A 16,394-nucleotide genomic window follows, 5' to 3' on the forward strand; every position below is an offset into this window, starting at 1 on the left:
CGCATCGGCCTTGGGTTCCCGCCTCCGCGGGAACGACGTGCATGGGTAGCGGGCAAATAGTGCGTCCTCTAGCCGTATAAACTGGCACGTCGTTCCCGCGAAGGCGGGAACCCGAGTCAACAAGAACAGCGTTAGCCTACTTGCGCTCCCACACCTTCATCATGTCTTCCGACCCCTGCGACCTGATCCCGTTGTCCGACAGGATGGCCTCGGTTGCGGCCAGCGTGGCCTGGCGCGGCAGGATCATGGTCTCGCCGTAGCGCTGGTCGAAGCGCAGCACCACCTGCTCGTCCTTCAGGTCGCGCAGCAGTTCCACCAGATGGCGCAGGCTGCGCACGCTCTGGCCGTTCACCGATTCGATCACCGAGCCGAAGCGGTTGTTGTAGCCGCTCACCAGCTTGTGCGGGAAGAACGGCGCGCTGATCACCACCAGCTCTTCGCGCTCCGGCGTCGGCGAATCGCCGCGCCGCGTGACCAGGGGGCTGGCGTTGAAGGCGTAGGCGTTCATCCCCGGCGCGCTGCCGGCGACAAAGCTCATGAACTCGCTGGTGGCGCGCGAGAAGGTGATCGGGCCATAGATGAAGTAGGACGGATAGCCGCCATCGAGGTCCGAGATCAGGAGCGGACGCGGCCCGGTGGCCGGCACCTCGACCTTCATCTGCTTGCCGCCGCGGATGATCGTCATGGGCACCTTGCCGTTCTTCGCCACCTGCTGGATGCGGTACTGGAAGCGCACGCGCAGGTTCGAGCCCAGCTTGACCATGCCCTGGTTGTCGACCGCATGCTCGCCGATATGGGTGATCACGTCCCATTCCTTCAGCGGCCAGCTGGCGTCGACGCGGTAGGGGCGGTGCACCACCGCGCCTTCGACCGATTTGTCGAGCGCCAGGAACTGGCGCAGCGCCGGGTTCTCCAGCGTCTGCACGCTGTCGTGCAGCAGCGGCTTGCCGTCGTAGCGGCCGTCGGCCACGTCGCGCAGGAACAGTTCGATCTCTTCGTTCGGGATCACGTAGCCGATGTTCTGCGCATTGGCCGCGCCGGCGAAGGCCAGGCCGACCATGCGGTCGCCGGAGACCACCGGGCCGCCGCTGTTGCCGGGATTGATCGGGGCGTCGATCTGGATCCGCAGGCCCGAGCTGAAGGCGCCGTAGTTGACGAACTCCACGCGCGAGACGATGCCGGTGGTGGTCGACAGAGAATTGCCGCCGACCGGATAGCCGTAGGCGAACACCTGCTGGCGCACGTCGGGCAGCACGGGCGACCTCGGCACCGGCGGACGCTTGTCGAAGAAGGACGGGTCTTCCAGTTCCAGCACGGCCAGGTCGATGCCGCGCGCCAGCGCGATCACCCTGGCCGCCACCTTGTCGCCGGACTGGCTGGCCTGCACCTCCACCTGGCTGGCGTAGCCGACCACGTGGGCATTGGTCAGGATGCGCTTGCCCTCGATGATGACGCCGGAACCGGTGACCGAGCCTGGCGCCGCCTTGGCCCAGGGTTTATAGGGTTCGGGGCGGCGAATGGTGGCGAAGATCTTCACGACCGAGTTCTCGACCGCCGGCAGGACCGGCGCGGGCACGGCGCTCTTGGCGGCGCTTGAAGAAGCGACTGCGGGAGCAACGGCGGGCGCCGGGGCAGGCGTCGTGACGGGAGCGGGGGCAGGCATGGCCTGGGCTTCGGGCGGCGCGGTATCCTGGGCGTGCGCGGCGCCGCAGACGCCAAGGACGAAGGCGGCCAGGCTCAATGTCGGCAGGGGTTTCATGGTGTTCCTTCGGTTGGACGATGCAGGATGCCAGCGGAAGAATAACCACAGGCGCCGCAAAAGGAAATACGGGAATCGCCGCGGAGGATGGCCTGGCCTTCCTCCGCGACCAGGGCGGCGCGTTACTGCTTGACGAACTTGAGCGTCATGCGGTCGCTCTCGCCGATGGCGAGGTACTTCTCGCGGTCCTTGTCCTTGTTGGCCAGCACCGGCGGCAGGGTCCACACGCCTTTTTCATGGTCCGCGGTGTCCTTTGGATTGGCGTTCACTTCCGACTTGGCGGCCAGCTTGAAGCCGGCGCGTTCGGCCATGCGGATCACGTATGCCTCGTGCATGTAGCCGCTCGAGGCCTTGGCGTCCTGCTCCATCTTCGCCGGCAGGCGGTGCTCGACCACGCCCAGCACGCCGCCCGGCTTCAGGACCTTGTGCGCTTCCTTCAGGACGGTGATCACGGCGTCGTCGCCGTTGCCCAGCCAGTTGTGCAGGTTGCGGAAGGTGACCACCATGTCGACGCTGTTCGGCTGGCCCAGCGCGATGTTGCCCGGGGGCGCGAACTGGACCGGCGTGACCTTGCCGTACACGGCGCCATTGGCCGCCAGCTTGTCGCGGAAGGCCTTGCCGCCACGGCTCTCGGCGTCCGGCACGGCGCCATACAGCTTGCCGCCGTCGCGCAGGTAAGGCGCCAGGATCTCGGTGTACCAGCCGCCGCCCGGCGACAGCTCGATCACCGTCATGTTCGGCTTGATGCCGAAGAAGGTCAGGGTTTCGTAAGGATGGCGGTGGGTGTCGCGGGCCTTGCTGGCGGCGGCGCGGTGTTCGCCGGCGATGGCGGATTTCAGGGCGTCGTCGGCGTGCGCGGCGCCGGCAAGGCCGGTTGCCAGCATCGCGGCCAGGATCAGTCGTTTCATTGTGCGAGGTCTCCTTGATGGATGGGACGGCAGGTCAGGGCGCCGCCGTCGCCGCGCAGATGATCGAACAGGCACGGCCGACAGTCAAGCGTTCGTCGCAGTTGGGTATGCATGCCGTGTCCGGCGCTGTATTGACTGTCCGCGCACCACCCATCCGGACAGTCGGACACGCCGCGGACACTGCCAAACATGCGCATCGTTCAGTGCATCGGGGTGGCACAAAGATTGCCTATTCAAAACGCTAAGTCAATGCTATGGTTGAGAGGTTTGCCGAGTGGCACACAGGCAAATCCAAAACAAAAGCGATGTACATACAAGAGCGGCGCCGCGCTGTTGACGGAACCGCTGCCCGGAAGTAGGTCATTCAGGAGAACACATGGAACGCCGTACCTTTCTCAATCTCAGCAGCCTGGCCGCCGCCTCGGTGCTGCTGCCATTCGGTCGCGCGATCGCTGCCGAGGAACTGGTCAGCACGATGCCCGTCGCCGCCAAGAAGGCGCTGGCCGACGTCGCGCTGAACGCCGCCACCAAGGCCGGCGCCAGCTACGCCGACGTGCGCATCGGCCGCTACCTCAACCAGTTCATCACCACCCGCGACCTGAACGTCGAGAACGTGGCCAACACCGAATCGGCCGGCGTCGGCGTGCGCGTGATCGTGAACGGCGCCTACGGCTTCGCGGCGACCTCGGACATGTCGAACGACGGCATCGCCAACGCCGCGCGCCAGGCGGTGGCGATCGCCAAGGCCAACGCCAGGCTCCAGACCGAACCGGTGCAGCTTGCACCAGTCAAGGGCGTCGGCGAGGTCTCGTGGAGCACGCCGTACACCAAGGACTGGCGCACGGTGCCGATCGCGGAGAAGACCGACATGCTGATCGCCGCCAACAAGGCGGGCATGGAAGGCGGCGCCAACTTCATGCGTTCGATGCTATTCCAGGTGAATCAGCAGAAGTATTTCGCGTCCACCGACGGCTCATACATCGACCAGGACGTGCATCGCCTGTGGGCGCCGGTGTCGGCCACCGCGGTCGACAAGGCCACCGGCAAGTTCCGTTCGCGCGACGGCCTGAGCTCCCCGGTGGGCAAGGGCTATGAATACTTCGACGCCCGTCCCGAGCACAAGATCAAGGCCGCCGGCGGCGTCGCCACTCTGTACACCGACAGCTACGACATCGTCGAGGACGCGCGCGCCGCGGGCCGCGACGCCAAGCGCAAGCTGACCGCCAAGTCGGTCCAGCCGGGCAAGTACGACCTGATGCTGTCGCCGGAACACCTGTGGCTGACCATCCACGAGAACGTCGGCCACCCGACCGAACTCGATCGCGTGCTGGGCTACGAGGCCAACTACGCAGGCACCAGCTTCGCCACGGTCGACAAGCTGAAGTCGAAGAGCTTCAAGTACGGCGCCCCGATCGTCAACCTCTTCGCCGACAAGGTTTCCCCGGGTTCGCTGGGCGCGGTCGGCTACGACGACGAAGGCGTCAAGACCAAGCGCTGGGACATCATCAAGGACGGCATCCTGGTCAACTTCCAGGCCACGCGCGACCAGGCCCACATCATCGGCGAGAAGGAATCGCACGGCTGCTCGTACGCGGACGGCTGGAACACGGTGCAGTTCCAGCGCATGCCGAACGTGTCGCTGGCGCCGGGCAAGGCGCGCCTGACCCCGGACGAGATGGTCAAGGGCATCAAGAAGGGCATCTACATCATCGGCGACGGTTCGTTCTCGATCGACCAGCAGCGCTACAACTCGCAGTTCGGCGGCCAGCTGTTCTTCGAGATCAAGGACGGCAAGATCGGCCAGATGCTCGAAGACGTGGCCTACCAGTCGAACACCCAGGAATTCTGGGGCGGCTGCAGCGCCATCTGCGACGAGCGCGACTGGCGCATGGGCGGCTCCTTCTTCGACGGCAAGGGACAGCCGCCGCAGATCAGCATCGTCTCGCACGGTTCGTCGACCGCGCGCTTCAACGGCATCAACGTGATCAACACCGCTCGCAAGATCGGCTAAGGCAGGGACGCACATGAGCATCTTGACCCAGGAACAAACGAAGAAGATCAGCGACCGCGTGATGTCGCTGACCAAGGCCGACGAGTGCATCGTCAACATCGAAGGCAGCACCATCGGCAACATCCGCTTCGCCCGCAACGCCGTCTCGACCGCCGGCCTGGCCGACGACACCCGCATCCAGGTGCAGGTCGCCTTCGGCAAGAAGCAGGGCACGGCCACCATCAACGAATTCGACGACAAGTCGATCGAGCGCGCCGTGCGCCGCGCCGAAGACCTGGCGAAGCTGGCGCCGGACAACCCGGAATTCATCCCGGCGATCGCCAAGACCGCCTACAAGCCGTCCGACACCTTCGTGCAGAAGACCGCCGACATCGATCCGGAATACCGCGCGCAGGCCGCTGCCTACGCGATCGAGGGCTGCCGCAAGCGCGGCCTGGTCTCGGCCGGTTTCTTCACCGACCGTACCAGCTTCGAGACCGTCGCCAACTCGAACGGCCTGTTCGGCCACCAGGTCGCGACCTCGCTCGACTTCACCCTGACCGTGCGCACCGAGGATGGCCGCGGTTCGGGCTGGGTCAAGCGTTCGGCGCGCGACGTCACCAAATTCGACCCGCGCGAAGCGGCCGAGATCGCGATCGAGAAGGCATTGCGCTCGAGCGACGCCAAGGCGCTGGAACCGGGCCGCTACACCGTGATCATGGAGCCGGCCGCCACCTCGGACCTGCTGTCCTTCATGCTGGGCGGCTTCGACGCGCGCCGCGCCGACGAGGGCCGCAGCTTCCTGTCGAAGGCCGGCGGCAAGAACCGCCTGGGCGACAAGCTGTTCGACAGCCAGGTCAACATCTGGTCCGACCCATGGGACAAGGACGTCGCCGTGCTGCCATGGGATAACGACATGCTGCCGCGCGAACGCGTGGAGCTGGTCAAGGACGGCAGGATCAACGCCCTCGATTACTCGCGCTACTGGGCGCAGCAGAAGAAGCAGCGCGCGGTGGGCGCGGCCGGCAACATCATCATGGCCGGTACCAACAAGACCACCGAGGAACTGATCGCCAACACCAAGAAGGGCGTGCTGGTCACCCGCACCTGGTACATCCGCATGGTGGACCCGCAATCGGTGCTGCTGACCGGCCTGACCCGCGACGGCACCTTCTACGTCGAGAACGGCAAGATCAAGCATCCGATCAAGAACTTCCGTTTCAACGAGAGCCCGGTCTCGATGCTGAACAATATCGAGGAAATCGGCCGGCCCGCCGTGATCGGCGCTGACGAAGCGCGCTACTCGATGCTGATCCCATCGATGAAGATCCGCGACTTCAACTTCACGTCGCTGTCGGACGCGGTCTAAGCCCGCGCCCCCTCGGCACACCGTCGTTCCCGCGGAGGCGGGAACCCAAGTTCGCATGCGCTTGCCACTACGCTGAGAACTTGGATCCCCGCCTGCGCGGGGATGACGGGTACACGCTAACATTAGTGTGAACGCAAACGGATAACACACATGGAACGTCGACAATTCCTGCAGATCGGCGCCGGCACCGCTGGCGCCCTGCTCATTCCGGTATTCGGCAACGCGATCGCGGCCGAAGACCTGCTCAAACCGATGGCGGCCAGCGCCAAGAAGGTCCTGGCCGATACCGCCATGGGCGCGGCCACGCAAGCCGGCGCGTCCTACTGCGACGTGCGCATCGGCCGCTACCTGAACCAGTTCATCGTCACGCGCGACCTGAACGTCGAAAGCATCAACAATACCGAATCGAGTGGCGTGGGAGTGCGCGTGATCGCCGACGGCGCCTATGGCTTTGCCTCGACCAACAGCATGACCATGGACGGCGTCGCCCATGCCGCGCGCCAGGCGGTGGCGATCGCCAAGGCCAACGCCAGGCTGCAGACGGAGCCCGTGCGCCTGGCGCCGGTGAAGGGCGTTGGCGAGGTGGCGTGGTCCACGCCGATCAAGAAGGATTGGCGCGCCCTGCCGGTCAAGGAAAAGGCCGACATGCTGATCGCCGCCAACAAGGCCGGCCTGGATGCGGGAGCGAACTTCATGACCGCCTCGCTGTTCCAGATCAACCAGCAAAAATACTTTGCATCGACCGACGGCTCCTACATCGACCAGGACGTGCACCGCCTGTGGGCCCCGATCAACGCCACCGCGGTCGACAAGGCCAGCGGCAAGTTCCGTTCGCGCGGCGGCCTGGGCGCCCCGGCCTCGATGGGCTATGAATATTTCGACGCGCGTCCCGAGGACAAGGTGCGCGCCGCCGGCGGCGTCACCACGCTCTACACCAAGTCCTACGACATCGTCGAGGATGCGCGCCTGGCCGGCAGGCAAGCGCGCGAAAAGCTGACCGCCAAGTCGGTCGAGCCGGGCAAGTACGACCTGGTGCTCAGCCCCGAGCATCTGTTCCTGACCATCCACGAAAACGTCGGCCACCCGACGGAACTGGACCGCGTGCTCGGCTACGAGGCCAACTACGCCGGCACCAGCTTCGTGGGTCTGGACAAGTGGCAGAGCAAGAAATTCAAGTATGGCGCCGAGCGCGTCAACTTTGTCGCGGACCGCACCACGCCGGGTTCGCTCGGCCTGATCGGCTACGACGACGAGGGCGTGCCGGCCAAGCAGTGGGACATCATCCGCGACGGCATCCTGGTCAACTACCAGGCCACGCGCGACCAGGCCCACATCATCGGCGAGAAGGAATCGCACGGCTGCTCGTATGCCGACAGCTGGAGCACGGTGCAGTTCCAGCGCATGCCGAACGTCTCGCTGGAGCCGGGCAAAGCGCGCCTGACGCCGGACGAGATGGTCAAGGACGTCAAGAAAGGCATCTACATCCTGGGCCGCGGTTCCTACTCGATCGACCAGCAGCGCTACAACTTCCAGTTCGGCGGCACGCTGTACTACGAGATCAAGAACGGCAAGATCACCGGCCCGCTCGAGGACGTGGCGTACCAGGCCAATACCCAGGAATTCTGGAATGCCTGTTCGGCCATCTGCGACGAGCGCGACTGGCGCATGGGCGGCTCCTTCTTCGACGGCAAGGGCCAGCCGAGCCAGGTGAGCGCGGTGTCGCACGGATCGAGCACCACGCGCTTTAACGGCATCAACGTCATCAATACCGCACGCAAGATCGGATAAGGAGACCAGGATGAAATCCCTGAACCAGGAACAAGCAAAACGCCTCACCGATCGCGTGCTGTCGCTGTCGAAGGCCGACGAATGCACCGTGGCGATCGAAGGCAACCGTGTGGGCAACGTGCGCTTCGCGCGCAACAGCGTGTCGACCGCCGGCCTGACCGAAGACATGCAGCTGAACGTGCGCGTGGCCTTCGGCAAGCGCAGCGGCAGCGCCGCGATCAACGAATTCGACGACAATTCGCTGGAAAAAGCCGTGCGCCGCGCCGAGGAACTGGCCAGGCTGGCGCCGGAAAATCCCGAATTCATGCCCGCCATCGCGAAGCAGGAATACCGCTCCACCACCACCTTCGTGCCCAAGACCGCGGCGATCGACCCGGACTTCCGGGCCGAGGTGGCGGCCATCTGCATCGAGCTGGCGCGCAAGAACAAGCTGGTCACCGCCGGCTTCTTCACCGACAGCACCCGGTTCGCGACGATCGGCAACTCGAACGGCGTGTTCGGCCACCAGGACTTCACCGACCTGTCGTTCAGCCTCACCGCGCGCACCGAGGATGGTCGCGGTTCGGGCTGGGTGACGCGCTCGGCGGTCGACGCCGCGCGCTTCGACGCGCGCGAAGCGGCCGAAGTGGCGATCGAGAAGGCGCTGCGATCGCGGGAGGCGCGCGCGCTGGAGCCTGGCCGCTACACCGTGATCCTGGAGCCGGCGGCGACCTCGGAAATCCTCGGCAATATGTTCAGCGCTTTTGACGCGCGCTCGGCCGACGAGGGCCGCAGCTTCCTGTCGAAAGCCGGCGGCAAGAACCGCCTGGGCGACAAGCTGTTCGACAGCCAGGTGAACATCTGGGCCGACCCGTGGGACAAGGACGTGCCGGTCGCGCCGTGGGACAACGAATCGCTGCTGGCGCGCGAACGCACCCAGCTGGTCAAGGATGGCCGCGTGGCCTCGCTCGACTACTCGCGCTACTGGGCCCAGAAGACCGGCCAGCGCGCCACCGCGGGCCACGGCAACATGATCATGGCCGGCGGCACCAAGTCGCTGGAAGAGCTGATCGCGGGCACCAAGAAGGGCATCGTGGTCACCCGCACCTGGTATATCCGCATGGTCGATCCGCAGTCGCTGCTGCTCACGGGCCTGACCCGCGACGGCACCTTCTACGTCGAGAACGGCAAGATCAAGTACCCGCTCAAGAACTTCCGCTTCAACGAGAGCCCGGTCACGATCCTGAACAATATCGACGAACTGGGCAAGCCGCAGATCATCGGCGGCGACGAAGTGCCGTTCCAGATGGTGCTGCCGCCGATGAAGGTGCGCGACTTTAACTTCACCTCGCTGTCCGACGCGGTCTGACGGTCGCGAACTTCCATGGCGAGTTACGACTTCTACTTCACGCGTCTGATGTATGAATCGGGCAACTGGGACGTAGATATCCGCATGCCCAGCAACGTGCTGAACTCCCTGGTGGAGTACACCACGTTGCGGGTGGATACGACGGAGCGCATGGTCGCGCTGTCGGATCCGAAGATGCTGCAGGCACCGTTCTGCTACCTGGCCGGCCACAAGCTGGTGCAGTTCACCCCGGCGGAACGGAGCAATTTCGAGAAGTACGTGCGCGGCGGCGGCTTCGTCTTCGTGGACGACTGCAACCACGACATCGACGGCCTGTTCGCCAAGTCGTTCGAGGCCGAGATGGCGAAGATCTTCGGGCTGCATGCGCTCAAGAAGATCCCGAACAACCATCCGCTGTACTCGTGTTTCTTCAAGTTCGAGGACGGGCCGCCGACGACGTCGATGGAACTCAATGGCTGGGGCGACGACCTGGTGCACGAGTACCTGAAGGCGATCGAGATTGGCGGGCGCGTGCGCGTGCTGTACTCGAACAAGGACTATGGCTGCGAATGGGATTACGACTTCCGCAACAAGCGGTTCCTCGCGGTCGACAACACCCGTTTCGCGGTGAACATCATTCAATATGCGTTGGGAGCATGACCAGTGTCGCAACAAGATGCAGTAGCGTGGAATGAACAGGATATCGCCGCCCTGACGGCGAAAGTGGGCGCATTGAAGGCCAGCATGGCGCGCGTGATCATCGGCCAGGAAGACGTGGTCGACCTGCTCGTCACCTGCCTGCTGGCGGGCGGCCACGCGCTGGTCGAAGGCGTGCCGGGGCTGGGCAAGACCCTGCTCGTCAAGTCGCTGGCGCAGGCCACCGACATGCAGTTCCGCCGGGTGCAGTTCACGCCCGACCTGATGCCGTCGGATATCGTCGGCACCGAGATCCTGGAAGAAGACGCGGCGACCCGCCAGCGCGGGTTCCGTTTTCAGCCCGGCCCGGTGTTCACGCAAGTGCTGCTGGCCGACGAGATCAACCGCGCCCCGCCCAAGACCCAGTCGGCGCTGCTGGAGGCGATGCAGGAGCGTTCGGTGACCTTCGCCGGCCAGACCCATAAACTGCCGCGTCCCTTCTTCGTGCTGGCCACGCAGAACCCGATCGAGCAGGCCGGCACCTATCCGCTGCCCGAGGCCCAGCTCGACCGCTTCCTGCTGCGCATCGACGTGGTCTATCCGACCGAGGACGAGGAAGTGCTGATGGTCTCGCGCACGACCCATGCGGGCCTGCTCGATGCCGAGCCGGTGATGGATGTCGAGACCCTGCTGCGCCTGCAGCAGCTGGTGCGCGACATCGCGATCGGCGACCACCTGGTGCGCTATGCGACGCGCCTGGTGCGCGCCACCCGTCCGAGCGAGACCACGGTGGAGGCGGTGAAAAAGCACATCGGCTGGGGCGCCGGCCCGCGCGCCGGCCAGGCGCTGGTGCTGGCCTCCAAGGCGCGCGCGCTGATGCAGGGCCGCCTGGCGGTGACCCGCGACGACGTCCAGGCCATGCTGCTGCCGGTGCTGGCGCACCGCGTGCTGCGCAACTTCGAGGCCGAGGCCGACGGCATCGCCATCGCCGACGTGCTGCAGGCGCTGCGTAACGAAATCAAGGTGCCATAACCGGCGTTCGAACCATGTCGTTAGCGAACACCGCGCTGATCGCGCACACGCAAAAGCTCGACCTCGTGATCCGCCACGTGCTGGCGGGCCTGGGCCACGGCATCCACGCCGGCCGCGAGCGCGGGGCGGGCGTCGAGTTCTCGGAATACCGCGCCTACGTGCCCGGCGACGAGTGGCGCCGTGTCGACTGGAAACTGGCGGCGCGCGCCGACCGCTACTTCGTGCGCGAGGCCGAGCGCGACAGCCACGTGGCGGTCTGGCTGGTGCTCGACGCCAGCGCGTCGATGGCCGAACCAAGCCGCAGCACCCCTGGCCTCAACAAGCTGGCCTACGCGCGCGCGCTGCTCGGCTGCGTCGCCGCGATCGCGCAGCGCCAGGGAGATGCCTTCGGCCTGGTGGTGCTCGGTGGCGGCAAGGTGGCGTTCACGCCGGCCCTGCGCGGGCCGCGCCACCTGCAGCGCGTGCTGTCCCAGCTCCAGCGCGCCGAACCCGATGGCGACCTGCCGGATACCGCGACCCTGAAGGCGAGCCTGCACTTCGCCCAATCGCCGAGCGCGATCTACGCGGCCAGCGACCTGCTCGACTGGCCGTCGCCGCTGTCGGTGGCCTTGATCCGCCTGCGCCAGATGCGCCACGACGTGCGCGTGCTGGGCCTGCAGACCCAGGCCGAGATCGACGCCAGCTTTTCCAGCGAGCTGGCCTATCGCGATCCGGAACGCGAAGAAGGCGTGTTCCGCTTCGGCGCCGACCTGAAGGAAGGCTACCGCCGCAACCGCGAAGAACATTTCAACGCCGTCACGGCGCAGTGCCGCAAGAACGATATGCCGCTGACGCTGGCCGCGATCGAGCAGTCGCCGGTCGAGGTGCTGCGGCGCTGGTTGCGGCGTCCCGGAAGGTAACCCAGTGAAGATCACGCCATGAATGCACTCTGGTGGCTCGCGCTGCCTGTTCTCCTCCTGCCGATCTGGTGGCACCGCAAGAAGCGCGTGCAGAACCAGGCGGCCCTGATGTCGACCGCGCGCTTCCTGCCGCGCGCCGAGCCGCGCCAGACCCGCGTCTGGCGCTGGAGCGACCCGCTCTTGCTGCTGGTGCGCTGCTTGTTGCTGGCGGTCCTGATTGCCTGGCTGGCCGACCCGGTCTATCCGTGGCGCGGCGATACAGTCGTGGTGACGCAAGGCGCCGACCCCGCATGGGTCGAACGCGAGACGGCGCAAGCCGGCCTGGCGAACGCCGAGCGCGTCACGCTGACCGCCGCGCAAGCGCTGGGCTGGGTACACACGCACGAACGCGAATGGCAGCGTGACGCGCGCCTGATGGTGCTGGGCGACGTGCCGATGCCGGCCGCGAAGCCGGTGTTTGGCCGCCAGGTCGAGGTACGCACCCAGGCCAGCGCGCCCGTCAAGGTCGAGCGCCACGTCTACATCGCCAGCGAGCGCGCGGCCGAATGGCGCCGCATGTTCGCGGCGCAGGGCGGTCCCGATACAGTCATCGTCGACGACACGCCGGGCGCCGCGACCTCGCTGATCGTGTGGGACCGGGCCGAGGCGCCGCCCGCCGCGCTGCGCGCCCCGTTGTGGTGGGTGACGCAGCCGTCGACCTTCCCCGAGCTGGCCAAGCCGCGCGTGCTGGACGGGCTGCGCTACGCCGACAGCGCGCGTGGCCGCCTGTGGCATCATGCCGACTGGCCGCCGCGACATCCCGACGCCGCCCGCGCGCTGCTCGACGACTGGCAGCGGCTGCACGTCGGCCCGCGCCCATTCATGATGGCGTCGCAAGTATTCACGGCAAGCGACGCCGCCAATGCGCCGGGACCGGGCGGCGCGCTGCGCGGCGTTCTGCTGGCCGTCCTGGCCGCACTTTTTGTACTGGAAAGGAGTCTCACGCATGCACGGAGGCGTTGAGATCACCAAACGGGTATGGCGCGCAGCCCAGCTGCGCCGCCTGCCGCTGTGGATCGGCGGCGCGCTGCCGTGGCTGGCGATTCCTTCGGGACCGGGCCTGCTGGCCTGGGCCGGCTGGTGCGCGCTCGACTGGGTCAAGCTGCGCCGCCGCGTCACCTTCGAGTGGACCGCCTGGCTGGACGGCGCCGTGCCCGAGATGGAAGACAGCGCGGCCCTGCTCGAGGGGGCCGATTCGCCGATCGCCCGCCTGCAGCAGCAGCGCCTGTTCGACCGCCTGGACGCCGTCATCTCGCCGGCCCAGCTGCGCCGGATCGTCAGGCAGCATGTGTCCGCCGGCTATCCGATCATCCTGGTCAGCGCGGTGCTGGCGGGGATGGTGTGGTATGCGACCACCAGGCCCTCGGAAGCGGGCAGCGCAGCGCCAGCGGGCCCGGTGAGCAGCGCGAGCGCGGCCACGCTGGCCGGGCTCACCATCAAGCTGGCGCCGCCGGCTTATACCGGCATCAAGGCGTCCGAATCGGGCCCGGGCGACCTGCAGGCGCCGGAGCAGACCGTCGTCAGCTGGTGCCTGAAGGACGGCACCGCCGGGGACAACCGGATCGAACTGGGCAACGGCGAGGTGCTCGAGCCGGGCAAGGCGTGCGCGCGCTGGACCGCCACCGAGTCGGTGGTGTGGCGCTGGCGCGGCCAGCGCCACACGCTGCGCGTGATTCCCGATCAGCCGCCCGAGATCACGGTGCTTGCTCCGACCCAGATGATCCAGGACCTGCGCGAGAACGCGACGGGCGCCGCGATGGCGATCCGGATCCGCGACGACTACGCGATCCGGCGCGCCACCCTGCACATGACGCTGGCGCGCGGCAGCGGCGAGAACGTCAAGTTCACCGACCGCGAGATGCCGCTGCCGGCATCGAGCGACCCGAAGCGGCGCGACTGGTCGAAGCAATGGTCGCTCGCCGAGCTGGAGATGGAACCGGGCGACGAGCTGTATTTCTTCGTGCGCGCGACCGACAACGCCGGCAGGCCCCAGACCGTGCAGTCGCCCACCTACACCGTGCGCCGGCCGGCGCCGGAACAGGAAGCGGAAGAAGAGAGCGCGGCGATGCCGTCGCTGGTCAAGCCGGCGTCGCTGCGCAGCCAGCGCCAGATCATCATCGACACCGAACAGCTCATCGCCGATATGCGCGGCACGAAGATGGCGGCGGACGACGTACGCGACCGCAGCGAACGCATCGCCAACGACCAGGCGCAGCTGCGCCGCCGCTATGGCCAGTTCCTGGGCGAGGAATCGACGCTGTTCGCCGACAATGCCGGTTCCGGCACCGGCGGCGCGCAACAGCGGGACGAGCACGACGACCATGAAGGCCATGACCACGGCCCCGGCGAGCATCCGCAAGAGGAAAGCCACGGCCACGACCACGGCAGCCCGAACACCCGCAAGAGCGCCATCGTGAACGAGACCCAGCACATCCTGGAAACCTATGGCCACGCCCACGACGAGGCCGAGAACGCGACGATGTACGACGAGGGCACCAAGAAGGTGCTGCGCCGCGCGCTGGTCGCGATGTGGGATGCCGAGAAGTCGCTGCGCGCGATCGCACCGAAGACCGCCTTGCCGCCCGAGCACAAGGCGCTGGAAGCGATCAAGGAATTGCAGCAGGCCGAGCGCATCTACCTGCACAAGACCGCCTTCACCCCGCCGCCGATCAAGGAAGAAAAACGCATGACCGGCGAAATGGCGGGCGCCGCCAGCTACCGCCGCGAACAGGCGGCAGACGGTTCGCCGCTGCCGGAAGAGCTGCGCGCATTGGTGGCCGCCCTGTCCGGCGCGCCGTCCGGTGACACAGCGCTGCCTTCGCTATGGATGCGCACTGCCAACGACTGGGTGCGCACGCGCCTGAAGGACGACGAACAGCGCCTGGCCGCCCAGCGCGCGATCCAGGACGTGGCCGACGGCTGCATCGCCTGCCGCCCGGTGCTGCGCGCCTGGCTGCGCACCGGCGCCGGCGAGGGCCGGGTGCTGCTGCAGGGCAGCGGCAAGGTCGAGACCCCGTTCGCACGCCAGTGGCGCGAGGCGGGCGCGCCATGAACCAGACCCTGCTCATCGGCCTCATCGCCCTGGCCGGCGTCGTCAGCGCCGCGCTCTACCTGCGCCGCCGCCAGTGGCTGGACGCGCTCTTGATCGTCGTCGCGGCCGCCGCCCTGGGCCTGTTCGCGGCCGAGCTGCGCGTGCCCGGCGAGGCCGGCCGCACGCTGGCCATCGACCCGGCCGCGCCGCCGCTGTCCTTGTCGGCCTCGCTCCAGGGCGTGAATGCCCTGACCTTGAACGGCGACGGCCTGCGCGGCGCCGCATGGAACGATCTGCCGGCCCTGCCGCTCGCCTGGCAGGCGCCCAAGGGCGGCGCGCTACGCCTCGAGTTTCCGAGTCAGGTAGCCTTGGGCCGCCTGTTCACCCTGACGGTCGAGCGCGAAGCCAAGACCGGCAGTAAAGACGAGATCCAGGAAGAGATGCGCCTGGAACTGCTGGCCGAGAACGGCCAGCCGATCGCGCAGGCGCGCGGCGCGGGCAACCTGACCGTCGAATGGATGCCGCCGGTGGCCGAGCGCGTCGTCCTCAAGGCGCGCCTGCTGGATGCGAAGGACAAGGTGCTTGCCGAAGGCCCGGTGCCATTCACCGTGCACGAACCGGTCCAGTTGCAGGTCGTGGGCCGCTTCGGCGCGCCGTCGTTCGACCTGCGCGTGCTGAACGACCTGCTGGCCGGCAGCGGCGCACTGCTCGACTGGCAGGTCACGCTGGGCCGCGACGTCACCCGTACCGAGACGCCGCGCGAAGAGATGACGGCGCCGAACCTGATGGTGATCGATGCCGCCCGTTTCGAGCGCATGGGCGCCGGCGAACGCGCGTCCCTGCTCGAGCGCGTGGCCGCCGGCATGCCGCTCCTGGTGCTGGGCGGGAACGCGAACGATCCGGGCGTCTGGTCGCGCACCCTGCAATTGCCGCTGCGCGCGCAGCCGCTGGGCGGCAAGCTCGATGCGCCGTTGGAAATGCCGCTGGCGCCGATGCTGCCGGCGGCGCGCGACGCCGGCCCCTGGACCGGGTCGAGCGACATGGTCTGGACCCGCGACTGGAAGAAGGGCCGCATCGCCTGGCTGGGCGTGAGCGAATGGCACCGCCACGCGATCGCCGAACCGCGCAAGCTGGCGCTGTGGTGGCAGGGGGTGCTCGACCGCGTCGGCGTCGAGCGGCGCCAGGAAACCGAATGGCTGGCGCCCGCCGAGATGCCGCTGCCCGGCCAGCGCCTGGAAATCTGCGCCCGCGGCGTCGATGGCGAGGTCGCATTCCCGGAACTGAAACAAAGCTTGCGCTGGCAAGCCCGCGCCGATCGCGTCGATGCTTCCTGCGTCGCGCTGTGGCCGCAAAAACCCGGCTGGCTGCCGATGGCGGACCGCAAGGCGGGCGCGCACGCCGTCTACGTGTATGCGCAAGACGACTGGCCGCAATGGCAGGCAATGCAAAAGCGCGACGCCACCGCGCGCTACGCCGCCCGCACGGCGCAGCCGCCCGGCGACGGGCCGACACGCCCGATGCCGGCCTGGCCGTTCGCCCTGGCCTTCGCCGCGGCGATGCTGTCGCTATGGTGGCGCGAGCGCCGCTGATACGCCCCGGAGTCGCCGCGTGCGACT

At 67.3% G+C, this 16,394-nt stretch carries 12 protein-coding genes; 10 read left to right on the top strand and 2 right to left on the bottom strand.

All coding sequences use genetic code 11. From position 1 onward, the window contains the following. Positions 1-136: 136 nt before the first annotated feature. Both ABIB38_RS02635 and ABIB38_RS02640 read right to left on the bottom strand, forming a co-directional pair. Positions 137-1,759, bottom strand: coding sequence for a trypsin-like peptidase domain-containing protein (locus ABIB38_RS02635; RefSeq protein ID WP_429201519.1), 1,623 nt, complete (start codon positions 1,757-1,759; stop codon positions 137-139). 122 nt (positions 1,760-1,881) lie between these two features. Continuing rightward, positions 1,882-2,667, bottom strand: coding sequence for a class I SAM-dependent methyltransferase (locus ABIB38_RS02640; RefSeq protein ID WP_429201521.1), 786 nt, complete (start codon positions 2,665-2,667; stop codon positions 1,882-1,884). Positions 2,668-3,043: 376 nt separating this feature from the next. On the opposite strand from ABIB38_RS02640, the gene ABIB38_RS02645 reads away from it, so the two are divergent. The 10 genes from ABIB38_RS02645 (at position 3,044) to ABIB38_RS02690 (ending at position 16,367) form a co-directional block, all read left to right on the top strand. Then, complete coding sequence (locus ABIB38_RS02645; protein ID WP_429201523.1) at positions 3,044-4,678, top strand: TldD/PmbA family protein; 1,635 nt, start codon at positions 3,044-3,046, stop codon at positions 4,676-4,678. A 13-nt stretch (positions 4,679-4,691) separates the two neighbouring features. Further along, positions 4,692-6,026, top strand: a complete 1,335-nt coding sequence (locus ABIB38_RS02650) for a TldD/PmbA family protein (protein WP_429201524.1) — start codon at positions 4,692-4,694, stop codon at positions 6,024-6,026. A 150-nt stretch (positions 6,027-6,176) separates the two neighbouring features. Continuing rightward, positions 6,177-7,814: a TldD/PmbA family protein gene (locus ABIB38_RS02655; protein ID WP_429201526.1), complete on the top strand. Its 1,638-nt coding sequence runs from the start codon at positions 6,177-6,179 to the stop codon at positions 7,812-7,814. A 10-nt stretch (positions 7,815-7,824) separates the two neighbouring features. Further along, positions 7,825-9,162 (top strand): TldD/PmbA family protein, encoded by a 1,338-nt coding sequence (locus tag ABIB38_RS02660; RefSeq protein WP_429201527.1) that lies wholly within the window; start codon positions 7,825-7,827, stop codon positions 9,160-9,162. 15 nt (positions 9,163-9,177) lie between these two features. Next, positions 9,178-9,801 carry a DUF4159 domain-containing protein gene (locus tag ABIB38_RS02665; protein ID WP_005663557.1) on the top strand — a complete coding sequence of 208 codons (624 nt, stop codon included), beginning with the start codon at positions 9,178-9,180 and terminating at the stop codon, positions 9,799-9,801. A gap of 3 nt (positions 9,802-9,804) precedes the next feature. Further along, positions 9,805-10,809, top strand: coding sequence for an AAA family ATPase (locus ABIB38_RS02670; protein ID WP_429201530.1), 1,005 nt, complete (start codon positions 9,805-9,807; stop codon positions 10,807-10,809). A gap of 14 nt (positions 10,810-10,823) precedes the next feature. Further along, positions 10,824-11,708, top strand: coding sequence for a DUF58 domain-containing protein (locus tag ABIB38_RS02675; protein ID WP_429201531.1), 885 nt, complete (start codon positions 10,824-10,826; stop codon positions 11,706-11,708). A gap of 18 nt (positions 11,709-11,726) precedes the next feature. Further along, entirely contained in the window at positions 11,727-12,710 is a 984-nt protein-coding gene (locus ABIB38_RS02680) for a BatA domain-containing protein (protein ID WP_429201533.1), read from the top strand. After that, on the top strand, positions 12,694-14,799 hold the full coding sequence (locus tag ABIB38_RS02685; protein WP_429201535.1) for a hypothetical protein: 2,106 nt from the start codon (positions 12,694-12,696) through the stop codon (positions 14,797-14,799). The genes ABIB38_RS02680 and ABIB38_RS02685 overlap by 17 nt, the downstream gene beginning before the upstream one ends. Then, positions 14,796-16,367, top strand: coding sequence for a hypothetical protein (locus ABIB38_RS02690; RefSeq protein WP_429201537.1), 1,572 nt, complete (start codon positions 14,796-14,798; stop codon positions 16,365-16,367). The genes ABIB38_RS02685 and ABIB38_RS02690 overlap by 4 nt, the downstream gene beginning before the upstream one ends. Positions 16,368-16,394 lie beyond the last annotated feature (27 nt).

Source organism: Massilia sp. UYP11 (assembly GCF_050434805.1).
Lineage (GTDB): Bacteria > Pseudomonadota > Gammaproteobacteria > Burkholderiales > Burkholderiaceae_D > Telluria.

Coding starts and splice junctions, on each gene's coding strand:
- ABIB38_RS02635 (WP_429201519.1), bottom strand. CDS start 1,759: ATGAAACCCCTGCCGACATTGAGCCTGGCCGCCTTCGTCCTTGGCGTC.
- ABIB38_RS02645 (WP_429201523.1), top strand. CDS start 3,044: ATGGAACGCCGTACCTTTCTCAATCTCAGCAGCCTGGCCGCCGCCTCG.
- ABIB38_RS02655 (WP_429201526.1), top strand. CDS start 6,177: ATGGAACGTCGACAATTCCTGCAGATCGGCGCCGGCACCGCTGGCGCC.
- ABIB38_RS02675 (WP_429201531.1), top strand. CDS start 10,824: ATGTCGTTAGCGAACACCGCGCTGATCGCGCACACGCAAAAGCTCGAC.
- ABIB38_RS02660 (WP_429201527.1), top strand. CDS start 7,825: ATGAAATCCCTGAACCAGGAACAAGCAAAACGCCTCACCGATCGCGTG.
- ABIB38_RS02685 (WP_429201535.1), top strand. CDS start 12,694: ATGCACGGAGGCGTTGAGATCACCAAACGGGTATGGCGCGCAGCCCAG.
- ABIB38_RS02690 (WP_429201537.1), top strand. CDS start 14,796: ATGAACCAGACCCTGCTCATCGGCCTCATCGCCCTGGCCGGCGTCGTC.
- ABIB38_RS02680 (WP_429201533.1), top strand. CDS start 11,727: ATGAATGCACTCTGGTGGCTCGCGCTGCCTGTTCTCCTCCTGCCGATC.
- ABIB38_RS02650 (WP_429201524.1), top strand. CDS start 4,692: ATGAGCATCTTGACCCAGGAACAAACGAAGAAGATCAGCGACCGCGTG.
- ABIB38_RS02665 (WP_005663557.1), top strand. CDS start 9,178: ATGGCGAGTTACGACTTCTACTTCACGCGTCTGATGTATGAATCGGGC.
- ABIB38_RS02640 (WP_429201521.1), bottom strand. CDS start 2,667: ATGAAACGACTGATCCTGGCCGCGATGCTGGCAACCGGCCTTGCCGGC.